The organism is Citrobacter sp. JUb117, assembly GCF_024809055.1.
Lineage (GTDB): Bacteria > Pseudomonadota > Gammaproteobacteria > Enterobacterales > Enterobacteriaceae > Citrobacter > Citrobacter gillenii.
On record NZ_JANUFB010000005.1, the window covers coordinates 263,383 to 277,250 of the forward strand.

Below are 13,868 nucleotides of genomic sequence, written 5' to 3' on the forward strand. Positions count from 1 at the left end.
CACCAGGCACACTACGCCCGTGAGGTCAGATTTCGCTAACTGCCCGCCAGCAGCGGACTTCACTCCCGGTCTCGTTTTTCAATAATGCCTGTTTCTTCTCACATCCCTGAGTCGCCAGTGGGCAGCGATCGCGGAAATAACATCCCTGCGGTAGGGTTCGATTCCCCGGCAACTCGGTTTTACGTAACACCAGATCTTCCGCCAGCGGTGCACCGGTTTTAGGGACCGAGTCCAGCAACAGACGTGTATAGGGGTGCGCGGGAGAGGTTAATACCTGCTGCGTGTCACCCAGCTCGACGATTTGCCCGAGGTACATTACCGCCACGCGGTCGCTCATATGCCGCACGACCGACACATTATGCGAGATCAGCACATAGGTCAGGTTTCTGCGTGCCTGTAGCGCCACCAGCAGGTTGAGGATTTGCGCCTGTACGGAAATATCCAGCGCCGAGGTGGGTTCATCAAGCACAATCACATCCGGCTCAGAGGACAACGCGCGGGCAATGGCAATGCGCTGGCGCTGCCCGCCGGAAAACGCGTGCGGCAGGCGGTCAAGGTATTCCGGACGAATCCCCACGTGTAACGCCAGCTCTTCCGCAAGGGCGCGGCGGTGACGTTCGGCGCTGCGCTTTTGGATCCACACCGGTTCGGTAATGATCCGCCATACCGGCAAGCGCGGATCCAACGACGAGAGTGGGTCCTGAAAGACCATTTGCATACCGCTGTGTTTTTCTGTGCCGCGAGCGTATTGCCCCTGACTCGGCCTGAGCATCCCCATGAGCAGTTGAGCCAGCGTACTTTTGCCACAGCCAGACTCACCAACGATACCCAATGTTTCCCCCTGGCGAATCTGTAAATCTAACCCGTTGAGCGCGTGCACGCGCTCGGTGACCTTGCCAAGCCAGTTTTTTCGGGCCGGGAAGTTGACATGTATATCCTGAAGCGACAGCAAAATGTCAGTCATGACGAGTCTCCAGTTGGGGATACCAGCAGGCGGACTGCTGATCCGCATGCCCCTGACTGCGTAATGCCGGAACCGCGTCACACTGTGTCCCGGCCGCATAACAGCGTTCGCGGAATGCACATCCGGCAGGCAATTGGGTTAAGTTCGGCACGGTTCCCGGGATCGCGGGCAGCGGCGCGCGGGGCTCTCCGTGTTCTGGCGCGCATTTCAGCAAACCAATGGAGTAGGGATGCGTCGGGTGCTGAATCACCGTCTGCGTCGGGCCGCTTTCGATCACGCTTCCGGCATACATGACATACACCCGGTCGCACAGTTGCGAAACCACCGCCATATCATGGCTGATAAACAGCACCGCCGTGCCGCTGGCCCGTGCTTTATGCTTCAGCAAGCGCAGTACCTGCAGTTGCACCGTCACATCCAGCGCGGTCGTCGGTTCATCAGCAATAATCAGCTCCGGCTCGCAGGAAAAAGCCAGCGCGATCATCACCCGCTGGCGCATACCGCCGGAAAGCTCAAACGGGAAGCGCGACATGACTTCGGCGGCATCCGGGATTTGCATCTCCTCCAGTAAGGCGATGGCTTTTTGTCGCGCATCCGTGCGGCTGAGTAATTGATGATGGCGGATCACCTCTACCATTTGCTGGCCAATGCGCCGGGTCGGGTTTAGGGCTGTCATCGGCTCCTGAAAAATCATTGCCACGCGCGCCCCGCGCCATTTGCGCATTTGCTTCTCGCTGGCGTTCAGCACATCTTCACCGAGCAGCGACACGCGCCCCTGGTGAATGCGATAACTGCCCTCCGGCAACAGGCGCATGGCAAGCATGGCGGTAACGGATTTCCCGGAGCCGGACTCGCCGACCACGCCGACAATCTCACCCCGGTTGATGTGCAACGAGACATGGTTCAACGCATGCACGTCAGCTTTATAGCCGGGGAAGCTCAGGTGCAAATTTTCAATTTCCAGGACGGGTTGGCTCATGACTGTTTTCCTCCGGCTTTCGGGTCCAGCAGGTCACGAATACCGTCTCCAAAGAGATTGAAACCCACGGCGGTGATCAGAATGGCAGCACCGGGAAACGCACAGTACCACCACTGGTCAAGCACGTAGTTGCGGCCAATTGCCACCATGGCTCCCCATTCCGCGCTCGGTTGCTGCGCACCCAGCCCGATAAACCCCAGCGTGGCGGCCATCAGGATCGCACTGCCGATGTCCAGCGAGGCCTGCACGATCAGCGGCGGCAGCGAATTACGTAAGATATGCCAGCTAATCAGATGCCAGCGGGACGCGCCGTACGTACGGGCAGCCTGTACGTAGGTAAACTGGCGGACTACCAGGGTTTGTCCCCGGGCCAGACGTACGTAGAATGGAATGCGCACAATCGCAATGGCCAGCATGGCGTTAAACAGGCTGGGCCCCAGCGCGGCGGCCAGCGCCATAGTCAGCACCAGCGAGGGGATCGACAGCATCACGTCCATCACGCGCATAATAATCGCGTCCGCCCGTCCGCCCATCACGCCGGACAGGCAGCCCAACAGTGAACCAATCCCACCGGCGATACCCACTACCACCAGTCCTGCAACGATCGACTGCTGGCTGCCGACCAGTACACGGCTAAACAGATCGCGTCCCACTTCATCAGTACCAAACCAGTGAGTAGCTGACGGGGGGAGCAGACGTGCGGTGAGGTCGATCGCATTGGGATCGTAAGGCGTTATCCACGGTGACAGCACCATCATCAACAACATCAGCACGGTGATCGCTCCGCCAATCAGCGTCAGCGGGCTGCTTTTCATCATCCAGAACAGTTTGGCCCAGTCGCGGCGACGGTGAGCGCTCGGCGCGGTGGCGGGCGTTTCTTGTGAGAGCATCATTGTGTACCTCCGCGTCCGATGCGCGGGTCAATCCACAGGTAGAGTAAATCCACCACCAGGTTGACCAGCACATAGGCAAATGACACCACCACGGCAAATCCCATGACGGCCGGGAAGTCGAGCGCCTGTATGGAGGTGACGACCCAGGCGCCCATGCCTGGCCACGCGAATACCGTTTCGGTAAGTACCGCGCCGTAGAGCAGATCGCCCAGCGCCAGCCCCAAGACGGTGATGGACGGAATGAGCGCGTTGGGCAGCGCATAACACAAAATGATGTACCAGCCCGGTAAACCGCTGGCGCGGGCAGTGCGGATGTAATCCTCGCTAAGCTGTTCGAGCATAGCGGAGCGGATCTGGCGGGCGACAATGCCAAGATGTACAAAGGCCAGCGTCAGGGACGGTAAGATCAGATGCTGGAGCGCATTGAAAAACACTTCGCCATTGCCTTCCAGCAGCGCATCTATCAGGTAAAACCCGGTAACGTGCGTCGGTGGATCCAGCCAGTCATCCAGGCGTCCACCGCCGGGTAATATTTGCAGATGACCGTAAAACAGTACGATAACCCCGAGACCAAGCCAGAACGCCGGCGTCGAAATACCGGTGATTGCCATCAAACGCACAAGGTGGTCGAGCCAGCGGTTACGCCAGACTGCGGATAAAATCCCCAGCGGGATCCCGATAATCAGCGCCAGCAGCAGGGAGCAAAAGGCCAGCTCAAGCGTGGCGGGGAAGAACACGCGCAGCTCATCCATCACCGGACGTCCGGTACGAATCGAGGTGCCTAAATCGCCCTGAAACACATCGCTGACGTAGCGAAAAAATTGCACGTACAGCGGCTGATTAAGACCCAGCTGTTGGCGAATATTCTCAACAATTTCATCACTGGCGCGATCGCCCGCCAGCAGCCGCGCGGGGTCGCCCGGGATCAGGTGCGAAATAATAAAGGTGATGACGCAAACACCGGCCACCACCAGGATAAGTCCCCAGCAGCGCTGGCGTAAAATGCTCCAGAAAGTCATTGGCTTCCCCTTGCGGAGCCAATGCGGCTCCGCATAAACGTGGTGAGATTATTTACTCATGGTGGAGATGTTGAAGACCTGTTCCAGCATTGGGTTAAATACAAATCCTTTGACGTCTTTGTTCATCGCCAGCTGGTAGTTTTTCTGGAATAAATAGACGTAGGCCGCTTCATCAATCACGATAGTTTGCGCCTGCTGGTAATCGTTGGTTCTGGCCACCTGGTCGGTCGTTGACAACGCGCTGCGCAGCAGCTTATCGACCTCACTGTTTTCATAGAATGAACGGTTGCCTGGTAAGCCTTTTTTATCCGACTCAAACCAGTAGTTCATAAACATGTACGGGTCGGCGAAGTCCGGGCTCCAGTTGCCGATGGCGATGTCGTAATCACCTTTACCAACGCGGTCACGCATGGTGGCGTTGGCCAGTTTTTCCAGCTTGACCTTGATCCCCAGCTTGCCAAGACTGGCCTGGGTGGCGAGGGCAATCGGCTCCCAGTTCGGGTCGTTATCCGAGTACAGGAAGCTCAGGCTGTCTGGTTTGTTTGCGACTTTGTCCCACTCGGCTTTGGCTTTCGCTTCATCAAAGCTGTATTGCATGGCTTTTTCATCAAAGCCCCACATGCCTTCGGGGATCGGGCCGCGCATCTGCTTACCGTTGCCGCTGAGGATCCCGTTCACCATGCCCTTATAATCCGTTGACCACGAAATAGCGCGGCGTAAATCCACCTGATTGAGCGGTGCTTTACTGTTGTTCAAGTACAGGTAGGTCACGCGCAGTGACGGGTAATCCGCTACTTTGACTTTGCCTTCCTGCTTTAAGGCGGCAAGCTGATCGACGGGCAGCGCATCAGCAATATCGATATCGCCGCGCGACAACTGCAGGCGGCGGGAGGCGCTTTCACCGATGATTTTCACCGATACGCGCTTAAATACTGGCTTGGTGCCCGCCCAATGCGGGTTCGGCACCAGAACCAGCTGCTGTCCTTTTTGCCAGCTCTTTAACATAAAAGGACCCGAGCCCGCCGTATTCTGGGCAAGGAAACCGCGCGCATCGTCGGCGGCATGTTCTTTTAACACCGCCGGGTTGATTATTGACGCGCCGTCATTCGCCAGCGTGTACAGGAAAGGCGCGAACGGCTGGCTGAGGGTAAATTTCACCGTACTGGCATCAATGGCCTCTACCTTCAAATCTTTCGGGAACGCTTCGGCAGGTCCCTGACCAATTTTGATCAGGCGTTCAAAAGATTGCTTCACCGCCTCAGCCGTTACCGGCGTGCCATCGGCAAATTTGGCCTCGCTTTTCAGGGTGAAGGTCCACTCTTTTTGATCGTCAGACGCCTTCCAGCCGCTGGCTAAATCGCCTTCTACTTCCGTGGAGCCTTTATCACCTTCAGTTTTGTACTGCACCAGACGCTGATAAGACGGATAGGTTACCGTCCAGTCGTTGTTATCAATCGTGACGGCAGGATCGAGCGTTTGTGGATCGGCGGCTTTACCGATCACCAGCATATCCTTAGGTACCGCGGCTTGTGCAGCGGGCAGGGCTGCCGCTAATGCTAAAGCAATCAGCGCGGGGCGAAACAGCGATGTTAAGGCGTGTGTTGTCTTCATAACCAGGCTCCAGAAATTAAAGGGGGTGTGGTGTTGTTATTTGGGGGGCAGGGAAACACGCAATACAGTCATCAAGCAGGGGGTAACGAGCTGCGTTTGGTAATTCAAAATGCCACCATTCGCTGCTGATCCCGACAAAACCGCCACCGGACATAATGGCATTCAGCATCAGTCGATTACGCTGTGCGGGTGGCGCAACGGAAGGATGCCAGGCGTGGGAACGATCGTGCATTTCATCAAAATCGGCCCCCATATCGAGGATATTGCCACGTTCGTCCATCAGCGTGACGTCAATGGCCGTGCCGCGGCTGTGATTGGAGCCAATCGCGACATCGACAACGTACTGCGGATCCGGGCAGGCATTCCATAGCATCGCCTGCGCCTGCTGCGGACGATAAGCGTCGTACACCACCAGATTCAGGCCCGCCAGTTTCGCAATGCTGATGCTTTTGGCCAGTCCCGTGACCGCATCGGTGTGTAACAGGCAGCGCGCTTCCCGGTAGACGGGTGCGCCGGTAATGTTATCGCGGGTAGCGTATTTGAGATCGATATGCAGTGACGGAAAGATCACCGACAGATCGACCAGAACAGAGGTTTCTGGCATAGCACGATTCCTGTTTATTGTTCGAATTGACCAAACTGCTGTTGGAGTTGGCGATTGGTTTGCAGGCGCCCGGCGAGAGCGTCGCCCAGTTGCGCCACCACCGCGGAGAGTAATAAGTTGAACAGACAGCTGACGGGGGCAAGGGAGTCCCAGAAATGCCCGGTGTCGGTTTTCACCTGGAGTAAATCAATACCGTAGTCTCTGGCCCACGGACACCAGACATCGGTTATCAGCGCCAGCGGAATGTGGCGGTCGCGGGCGACCCGGCAATATTGTCGTGATGTTGCCGAGTAGGCGCGCATATCGGTTATCACCACATACGGCTGGTCAAACCCTGAATTCAGTGACTCAACCCAGCTTCCGGACAAGCCCTCGGAGTAACTGACTTTGGGTCGCAGGTATTCCAGATGGCTGAAAAAGGCGTTGGCAATCCCGCGGGTCGACTGAATGCCGAGGATATACACGGCCTCGGCGTGTGCCAGCTGTTGCGCAATGCGTAAAAATGTGTCGCTTTGCGCCAGTTGATAAACATGGGTAATGGCATCAATTTCCAGCAGCAGCGACTGCTGCGCCCGGTCCGGCAGACGTTGCTGCTGGTGCCAGGAATCAAGCCGTTCATTCATTCCCCACGGCTGATAGGGGATAACAGGCAGTTCGCGCAGGCTGGCTTTAGCATCTTCCAGATTGCGAAAACCCAGTTTGCGCAGATAGCGTCCAACGGTAATGCCACTGGTTCCCGTGGCCTTAGCAATGCCGTCTGCAGTTTCAAACGGGATCTGCGCAGCGTGTGCTAACAGCCAACCGGCAACACGCTTTTCACTCGGCGTAAGCTGGCTGAAGGTATGTTCTACGCGGGCGAATAATTCAGGTTTTGATGTCATTACCGTCTCGCTGTTAGTTGCCTGTCAGATGCCGTGTCGTTGTTACTGGATTAACAATGCAGGACGCGTGCCATGTCTGCGCCCCCGGTTTACTGGCGCCATTTGTTAAATAATGCGTAACTTCATTAACTAATGATCAACATTTGTGCAGCGTAGTTCAGTTTTGGTGCAACGGTAGGGAAAGCGGGGTATGAATCGGTGGATTTCGTCGGGACGATCACATTGTGAGCGATATTTTCCCCACTGACATCAGAATTGGTAACCCGAAATATAAATTTCAGCCATATCAACGACCATCATCTTTATTCTTTTAATAGTAGGGGTATTATTTTTCCCGAGCTACATTAACGGTTTAAAGCGCAAGTGTAGATATTATCTATATTATAAATGGAGTACTACAATGAATAAATTCTCCCTTTCTACCGCAGGTATTCTGGTTGCCGCGTTGTTAACCAGTGTCAGCGTCAATGCAGCAACTGAGACCACAAAAACTGAAGTGACGCCTAAAGGAATGAGCTGCCAGGAGTTTATTGATTTGAACCCACAAACCATGGCGCCGGTTGCCTTCTGGGTGCTGAACGAAGATGAAGACTTCAAAGGGGGAGACTACGTAGACTATAACGAAACGATCACTACTGCGGTTCCCCTGACCATTGAAATGTGCAAAAAGAATCCACAGAGTGAATTAAGTAAAATAAAAGCCGAGATCAAAAAAGAATTATCTAAATAAGATTAATCACTTATTAAAACCCAGCCACAGTGCTGGGTTTTGCTATACGTGACAGTGTCACATATATATTTTCACATCCTCTGATAAATCATCATAAAGATATAAACACCCGTGCCGATACTGCTTAAAAGTTAGCCTTTTGCAGAAGGAGTTTGTATGGCCTGGTATCCTACTCGTATTTCCACGCGTTTAACCATTGGCGGCATTCTGCTGCTTGCCGTCACCACCCTGGTGATTGTCGCGATTATGCTCTGGCGCGGTCAGCCCAGGGTTGTTGAGATCAATACCGCCCTGATCGAAGAGACGGGGCAAGGGTTAACCCGCCAACTGAGTACCGTGTTATCGCGTATTGAGGGCGAGACCGTTAGTCTGTCACGTCTGGCTGAAGTATTACCTAACGATGAATCCCTGTACCAAAGCGTGGTGCCGCACCTGATTGGCGAGGATAAGAATTCGATTATTACCGGCGGCGGGATCTGGCCGGAGCCAAATGCTTTCACTCCGGGCGTGGAGAAGCGCAGCTTTTTCTGGGCGCGTAACGCGGAGGGGAAACTGGATTTTTCCAACGACTATAACGCCGAAGGTTCAAATGGCTATCACAACGAAAGCTGGTATCAGCATGCCAAAGGGCATTCTCAGAACAGTTGTTTGTGGTCTGATGTTTATCAGGATGCCAGTTCTGGCGTCAATATGGTGACCTGCAGTATCCCATACCTGCACTCGGGCACGTTTGCCGGAGTAGCGACCACCGATATTCGTCTGGATAACGTCGCGACCTTTATGCAGCAGCAGGGCAACAGCACCGGTGGCTATGCGTTTGTGGTCGATAAACAGGGACAAATCCTGTACTTCCCGCAGGCCGATAACGCAAAACAGAAAACATTTAGCGATCTGTCCCGCAGTGCGCAATGGCTGGCTCCGGTCGAAAATGGCCTGAAGTCGCTTCGCGTTGCCGACGGGGTGAAAACCATTACGCTGGAAAACGATGGCGTGCTGAATACACCGTCGCGAGTGATGCTGTTCCCGATGGCGGACACCGGCTGGGTGGTGGGCCTGGTCACGCCAGAATCACGCATTGTTGGCCTTGCAAAAGTGATGATGCAGGACGTCCTGGAAGTGTTGATCCCGATTATGACTGTTCTGCTGGTGGGCTCCTGGCTGGTGGTGCGCAGACTGATCTCGCGTCTGGACGATACACGTCGCGCTCTGGATGATATTGCGCAGGGCGAAGGTGATTTGACCCGCCGTCTCGATGTCCGCGGCAAAGATGAGATTTCAGCCATCGCGGAGGCGTTTAATCTGTTTGTCGATAAAATCGCGGCCATCCTGATTACCGTCAGAAGCAGCAGCGTGGTGGTCGCCAATAACGCGGTCAGCCTGGCAGACAGCAATATGGAGCTCTCTTCACGGGTGACGCAGCAGGCAGCGGCGCTGGAAGAAAGTTCAGCGGCAATGGAACAGTTAAATGCGACCGTTCATCAAAATGCGAGCAATACGCAGTTGGCAGATGAGTTATCCGACAATACCGCGCAAACGGCCAACCGCTGCGGCGATGTGATGCAGGGGGTGATCTCCACCATGGATAACGTCAGCGGCTCATCCGGCAGAATGGTAGAAATTGTCGCGGTGATCGACAGCATTGCTTTCCAGACCAACATTCTGGCCCTGAACGCTGCCGTTGAGGCCGCTCGCGCGGGCGATGCGGGGAGAGGATTTGCCGTTGTCGCCTCTGAAGTTCGTACGCTGGCACAGCGCAGCGCTACAGCCGCTCAGGAAATCAAAGCGTTGATTGATGAGTCGGTGTCTCATGTGGGCAGCAGCAGTCAGCAAATTCACACTGCCGGCGAACGGCTGGAAGAACTGGTCAGCAATGTGCGGCAGGTACGCCAGTTGATGGGTGAAATTCGCGTAGCGGGAGAAGAACAACGCAAAGGTGTTTCAGAAGTCACGCTGGCGGTAACTGAAATGGACAGCACCGTGCAGCAGAATGCGTCGTTAATCGATGACGCTGCCGCACGTACCCAGGTGCTTAAAGAAGAGGCCGAGCAGTTAGCGCTGCTGGTTTCGACATTCAAATTGCCTGAACCAGCCGCGGCCTGATTCCGCAAAACTGGTATTCGGGCGCAACGCCTGCGCCCGAATACGCCATTAGTGATCCAGATACAGGTAGTGCATCCAACTGGTCATACGCAACAGTATTTTTCGCAGCAACGACAAGGCTTCAAAATGATGTGCGGAATAGACCGCAACCTGCGCGGCCACGCCATCTGGCAACTGCTGTTCCGCCTGATTCTCACCGACATCAATGCTCACTAGCACTTTGTTGCTTCCTGGCGCCATATTCAGCGATTGTAACGTGCCTTGGGCGTAATAGGCTCCGGTAGGGATTACCGGGGCCACGTTCACCACTTTTCCTTCGATCACCTGTCCCGGCAACCCGTTAAAAACAATCTCTGCATCGTCGCCTACATTAAGACGTAAAATAGCGTTCTGACGGAAAGCCGCCACAATTTGATTCTTATGGGCAGGAATAAATACCATCACCGGTTTAAAAGGGAGCCTCGAGGCATAGGTTCCGGGCCGCACCAGGAGTTGGCTGATATAACCGTCACTTGGAGCACGAACAATCGTTTGTTCATAATTGAATCGCGCCTCATCAATTTGTGCCTGTAAACTGGTAATCTGTGAATTTTGACCATTAATACTGCTGTCGAGTTCTTTTTGAATGCTGTTCAATTCAGCATGGGCGGCATCCATCGCCGCATCCTGCGCCAGATAATCCTGACGCGCGGTATCAATATCATTGGCGGTAAAGGGATTAACCTTAGCCCGACTTCCTTGCTGGTAGCGCTGATAATTTTTGTAATACTTATCGCGCTCTGCTTTCGCCTGCTCAAACTGAAGACGTGCGCTGTTGCGTTTTTCTTCCAGCGCCATAACGTCATGCTTTTCCGTGACAATGTCCGCTTCCAGTTTTTCCAGTTTGGCTTTGTAGCGGGTAGGGTCAATTTTAAACAGAATCTCACCTTTTTTGATCGGTGTATTAATTTTGTCCGTGACTTCAGACACCACGCCCGTAACCTGTGGGACAACAGGAATACCCACTACCAGTTTTTGCGCATCCTCGGTATAGGGGTGGTTGTAATTCATGGTGAGAATTAACGCGCCCAGCATAACTATCCCACCAAGAACCGCTGTAGGGACTGTCCATTTATTTAACGGTACTTTAAATATCTTGAAAATGGCATAAACAATAGCGGCGTAACTTAATACTAATAATGTTTCCACGATCAATTCACCTTCGATTCCTGCACATTACCGGGTGCTATTTTTTCGAGTGTTTTCTCCAGCGAGGCGATCCGCGCGGTAAGTTCCTGCGTATCATTACGCGAGACATGACCATGCCAACCCTGTTTATCACTGTATAACGTTGCCCATATCCACAGAAATGGCCAGAGCGCATGTAGCGTAAACAGGCTTACCCAACCAGCTACATGGATCGCATCCAGATGTGGGTGATTTCTCTTTTTGGCAATTTCATAGGGAATGTCATGCAAAATCAGTACGCCATAAAAAATAACTAAGAACACGAAAATGAGCATCGCTAATGCAATATAATTGAGTACCATAAAAACTCCCGTTGTTAGCGATACATTATCGCCATATTTTTAATGGCAAAGAGTGTTAATATGTTAAAAGTATAAAATAAGACTTTCTCGAAAATTATCCGATATAAGCCAATCCAAAATTGGATTTTCCTCATTTGCTTTTTCCGTTCAGAAGGATAATTATTGAAGAGAGGCAATATAAATAATCTTGAGAACGCTATGACAAATCCCCCCGAACAATCAGGTCGCAGTGACGAACTTCTGTCGGTAAATATTTCCCGACTTTTCAATGCGTTATTACCACTTTCCGAACCACAATCCTTATATCGCAGTGGGTCTTTTATTATGGACTCGCAGGGAGAGAACGGAATTTGGCTGCTGACAGAGGGGAGAATCGTGATAAGACGTCGCATTGATGGTCTTATTCTGGCAAGCCAGCAGGCGCCGATAATGCTGGGAATGGCAGAGTTTTTTCTTCCTACCGGGCAAAATTTTTATGATATTGAGGCCGTCAGTCCTTGTACGACACACGTTATCAAGAAAACAGATTTTATGACGGTCGTGAATCGCGATCAGTTATGGGAGTCGGTAGCGGTCGTTGAAGCCTACATTATCCAGGTAATGAGCCAACGCGATCGCCTTATCACCAGCCGGAGTGCCACAGATATGGTCTGGGGACACCTCGAACTGCTGCAACAAGAACCTGAGGAGATCAGACAAAGGATCTCTGCAGCACAATACATTCGGGATCGTACTGGACTTTCGCGTAGCACGGTTATGGATACCCTTGCCAGACTCAAACGGCAGGGGGCAATCCAGCTTCAGCGCGGTCATCTGGTGTGCATCTGTATCGACTAACATCCGCCGCTTGATGCCATAGCGGCGGACAGTGGCAACATTACTGCCCCCAGCGGGTGCGGATATAGGTTACCGCATCCTGGGTTTGGGGTTGATTAAGGTAATCCTCTCTGAACAGGATCGTACCGTTGATGTGCGGTTCAGTCTCGTTCATATCGAGCTGTTTTTTCAGTTCCGGAACACCACCGTTAACCGCCCAGTCGGGCTCTTTTCTTGACGGCTCACCAACCTTATACAGCGCAACCCCGATATACAGGCGCGTGTTGGTTGACTTGACCACGTTCGCCCACCATTTTGCCAACACATCGTAACGCGCGGCATCCCGGGCAAAAGGCCAGTAAAGCTGTGGGGCGATGTAATCCAGCAGGCCCAGTTGAACCCAGCGGCGTGTATCTGCATAGGATTCATCATAGGCCGCCGCACCGCGCGTGTCGGAACCCGCCGGGTCGTGCGAACGGTTACGCCATACGCCTGCCGGGCTGACGCCGAACTCCACTTCAGGATTCAGTTTCTTGATAGTCTGCGAGACCTGCGCAATGAGCTTTTCTGTGTTATGGCGTCGCCAGTCCGCTTTCGAGGCAAATCCTTGACCATATTTTCTGAAGGTCTGACTGTCGTTGAGCGCAGAACCGGGTGATTCGGTATAGAAGTAGTCATCAAACTGCACGCCGTCGACGGGATAATTCTCAACCACTTCCGCCACGATGCTGGTTACCCAGTCCCTGACTTCAGGAATGCCCGGGTCGAGGACGAAACGCTCACCCGCCGTGCGGATCCAGTCTCGATGCAGAACAAAGACGCTGGATGGATTCTGGGACAAGGTATTATTTAATTCCGTTACCGTTCCAGGTTTGGTGTTGACAGAAACGCGATACGGATTAAACCAGGCATGGACTTTCATCCCACGCTTATGGGCTTCGTCGAGCATAAACTGCAGCGGATCGTAACCCGGATCTTCACCAATTTTGCCCGTCAGGGTATCTGACCACGGCAAAATTTTGGATTGCCATAGCGCGGTGGCATCTGGCTTGACCTGGAAAAACACGGTGTTGATCCCAAGACGCTTAAGATTATCCAGCTTATCCGTCAGCGCTTTTTTCTGCTGGCTAATGCGGATGGCGGACGAACTGCCGTTAACCGAGGAGATCGGCGGCCAGTCCAGGCGCGAAACCGTTGCCAGCCAGACACCACGCATCGGCTCCTGACTACGCTGCGGTTTGGTTAACGGCGGCTGTGGCGAGGTTTTCGGCACCGGCGGCTCGGAAGAGCAACTGCCGAGTAAGAGCATGCTGCCGACGAGCACGGCGAACCATTTCACGTTGGTTATCGGCAGTATGTTGCGAGAACGGGCGACGAGATTCGCCAGCTTTTTCTGGTAATGACCTGAAATAAAACCGGGTGCAGACATCTGAAAGGGCTCTTATTTCTTATTAGCGCGACTATTAGCCCAGGGATCGAAGTCCGGTGACTCGGTGTTTTCCGGGGCGTCATCATTCAGGGAATCAAGATACAACGCTTCTACTTCAGCGCGCGCCCAGGGCGTGCGGCGCAGAAATTTTAAACTGGATTTAACGCTGGGATCGTTTTTAAAACAGTTGATGTTGATGAGTTGGCTCAGCTCAGCCCAACCAAAGCGGTCAACCAGCGCAGTGACCTGCATTTCAAGCGTTACGCCGTGTAAAGGGTCTTTCGAAGTATGAGCATTCATATGAAGTCCAGTT

14 protein-coding genes are annotated in these 13,868 nt (G+C 53.5%); 3 read left to right on the forward strand and 11 right to left on the reverse strand.

Annotated elements, in window-relative coordinates; translation table 11 throughout:
- Positions 1–25: 25 nt before the first annotated feature.
- Genes M2374_RS13615 through M2374_RS13645 form a run of 7 tightly spaced genes read right to left on the reverse strand, consistent with a single transcriptional unit; the run spans position 26 to position 6,951 of the window.
- Entirely contained in the window at positions 26–964 is a 939-nt protein-coding gene (locus M2374_RS13615; RefSeq protein WP_117342795.1) for an ABC transporter ATP-binding protein, read from the reverse strand.
- Complete coding sequence (locus M2374_RS13620) at positions 957–1,943, reverse strand: ABC transporter ATP-binding protein (protein WP_137400136.1); 987 nt, start codon at positions 1,941–1,943, stop codon at positions 957–959. Before M2374_RS13620 ends, M2374_RS13615 begins: the two co-directional genes overlap by 8 nt.
- Positions 1,940–2,836, reverse strand: a complete 897-nt coding sequence (gene ddpC, locus M2374_RS13625; RefSeq protein ID WP_181689095.1) for a D,D-dipeptide ABC transporter permease — start codon at positions 2,834–2,836, stop codon at positions 1,940–1,942. The genes M2374_RS13620 and ddpC overlap by 4 nt, the downstream gene beginning before the upstream one ends.
- The gene (locus M2374_RS13630) at positions 2,833–3,855 is read right to left on the reverse strand and encodes an ABC transporter permease (RefSeq protein WP_096757048.1); all 1,023 of its coding nucleotides are present in this window, start codon (positions 3,853–3,855) and stop codon (positions 2,833–2,835) included. The genes ddpC and M2374_RS13630 overlap by 4 nt, the downstream gene beginning before the upstream one ends.
- Positions 3,856–3,903: 48 nt before the next feature.
- Positions 3,904–5,466, reverse strand: a complete 1,563-nt coding sequence (locus M2374_RS13635) for an ABC transporter substrate-binding protein (protein WP_096757049.1) — start codon at positions 5,464–5,466, stop codon at positions 3,904–3,906.
- Positions 5,467–5,482: 16 nt separating this feature from the next.
- The gene (gene ddpX, locus M2374_RS13640; protein WP_181689096.1) at positions 5,483–6,070 is read right to left on the reverse strand and encodes a D-alanyl-D-alanine dipeptidase; all 588 of its coding nucleotides are present in this window, start codon (positions 6,068–6,070) and stop codon (positions 5,483–5,485) included.
- Between the two features lie 14 nt (positions 6,071–6,084).
- Complete coding sequence (locus M2374_RS13645; RefSeq protein ID WP_115258497.1) at positions 6,085–6,951, reverse strand: MurR/RpiR family transcriptional regulator; 867 nt, start codon at positions 6,949–6,951, stop codon at positions 6,085–6,087.
- A 400-nt stretch (positions 6,952–7,351) separates the two neighbouring features.
- Between M2374_RS13645 and hdeB the strand changes: the two genes are divergently transcribed.
- Positions 7,352–7,681 (forward strand): acid-activated periplasmic chaperone HdeB, encoded by a 330-nt coding sequence (gene hdeB / locus M2374_RS13650; protein ID WP_115258498.1) that lies wholly within the window; start codon positions 7,352–7,354, stop codon positions 7,679–7,681.
- Positions 7,682–7,837: 156 nt separating this feature from the next.
- Positions 7,838–9,781 (forward strand): methyl-accepting chemotaxis protein, encoded by a 1,944-nt coding sequence (locus tag M2374_RS13655; protein ID WP_115258499.1) that lies wholly within the window; start codon positions 7,838–7,840, stop codon positions 9,779–9,781.
- Between the two features lie 48 nt (positions 9,782–9,829).
- Here M2374_RS13655 and M2374_RS13660 read toward each other — a convergent pair whose 3' ends face one another.
- A complete protein-coding gene (locus M2374_RS13660; protein ID WP_259155134.1) occupies positions 9,830–10,969 on the reverse strand; it encodes an HlyD family secretion protein in 1,140 nt (379 codons plus the stop codon).
- 2 nt (positions 10,970–10,971) lie between these two features.
- Positions 10,972–11,310, reverse strand: a complete 339-nt coding sequence (locus M2374_RS13665) for a DUF3302 domain-containing protein (protein ID WP_096757054.1) — start codon at positions 11,308–11,310, stop codon at positions 10,972–10,974.
- A gap of 375 nt (positions 11,311–11,685) precedes the next feature.
- On the opposite strand from M2374_RS13665, the gene M2374_RS13670 reads away from it, so the two are divergent.
- The gene (locus M2374_RS13670) at positions 11,686–12,147 is read left to right on the forward strand and encodes a helix-turn-helix domain-containing protein (protein ID WP_137363555.1); all 462 of its coding nucleotides are present in this window, start codon (positions 11,686–11,688) and stop codon (positions 12,145–12,147) included.
- 40 nt (positions 12,148–12,187) lie between these two features.
- Here the strand turns inward: M2374_RS13670 and M2374_RS13675 are convergent, their stop codons facing one another.
- Positions 12,188–13,555, reverse strand: coding sequence for a glycoside hydrolase family 10 protein (locus tag M2374_RS13675; protein ID WP_153879564.1), 1,368 nt, complete (start codon positions 13,553–13,555; stop codon positions 12,188–12,190).
- 12 nt (positions 13,556–13,567) lie between these two features.
- On the reverse strand, positions 13,568–13,855 hold the full coding sequence (locus M2374_RS13680) for a VF530 family DNA-binding protein (protein WP_096757060.1): 288 nt from the start codon (positions 13,853–13,855) through the stop codon (positions 13,568–13,570).
- Between the last annotated feature and the right edge of the window lie 13 nt (positions 13,856–13,868).

Excerpts from the sequence above, each read along its gene's own strand:
- hdeB (WP_115258498.1), top strand. The coding sequence starts at position 7,352 with ATGAATAAATTCTCCCTTTCTACCGCAGGTATTCTGGTTGCCGCGTTG.
- M2374_RS13655 (WP_115258499.1), top strand. The coding sequence starts at position 7,838 with ATGGCCTGGTATCCTACTCGTATTTCCACGCGTTTAACCATTGGCGGC.
- M2374_RS13665 (WP_096757054.1), bottom strand. The coding sequence starts at position 11,310 with ATGGTACTCAATTATATTGCATTAGCGATGCTCATTTTCGTGTTCTTA.
- M2374_RS13615 (WP_117342795.1), bottom strand. The coding sequence starts at position 964 with ATGACTGACATTTTGCTGTCGCTTCAGGATATACATGTCAACTTCCCG.
- M2374_RS13675 (WP_153879564.1), bottom strand. The coding sequence starts at position 13,555 with ATGTCTGCACCCGGTTTTATTTCAGGTCATTACCAGAAAAAGCTGGCG.
- M2374_RS13635 (WP_096757049.1), bottom strand. The coding sequence starts at position 5,466 with ATGAAGACAACACACGCCTTAACATCGCTGTTTCGCCCCGCGCTGATT.
- M2374_RS13680 (WP_096757060.1), bottom strand. The coding sequence starts at position 13,855 with ATGAATGCTCATACTTCGAAAGACCCTTTACACGGCGTAACGCTTGAA.
- M2374_RS13645 (WP_115258497.1), bottom strand. The coding sequence starts at position 6,951 with ATGACATCAAAACCTGAATTATTCGCCCGCGTAGAACATACCTTCAGC.
- M2374_RS13630 (WP_096757048.1), bottom strand. The coding sequence starts at position 3,855 with ATGACTTTCTGGAGCATTTTACGCCAGCGCTGCTGGGGACTTATCCTG.
- ddpC (WP_181689095.1), bottom strand. The coding sequence starts at position 2,836 with ATGATGCTCTCACAAGAAACGCCCGCCACCGCGCCGAGCGCTCACCGT.
- M2374_RS13620 (WP_137400136.1), bottom strand. The coding sequence starts at position 1,943 with ATGAGCCAACCCGTCCTGGAAATTGAAAATTTGCACCTGAGCTTCCCC.
- ddpX (WP_181689096.1), bottom strand. The coding sequence starts at position 6,070 with ATGCCAGAAACCTCTGTTCTGGTCGATCTGTCGGTGATCTTTCCGTCA.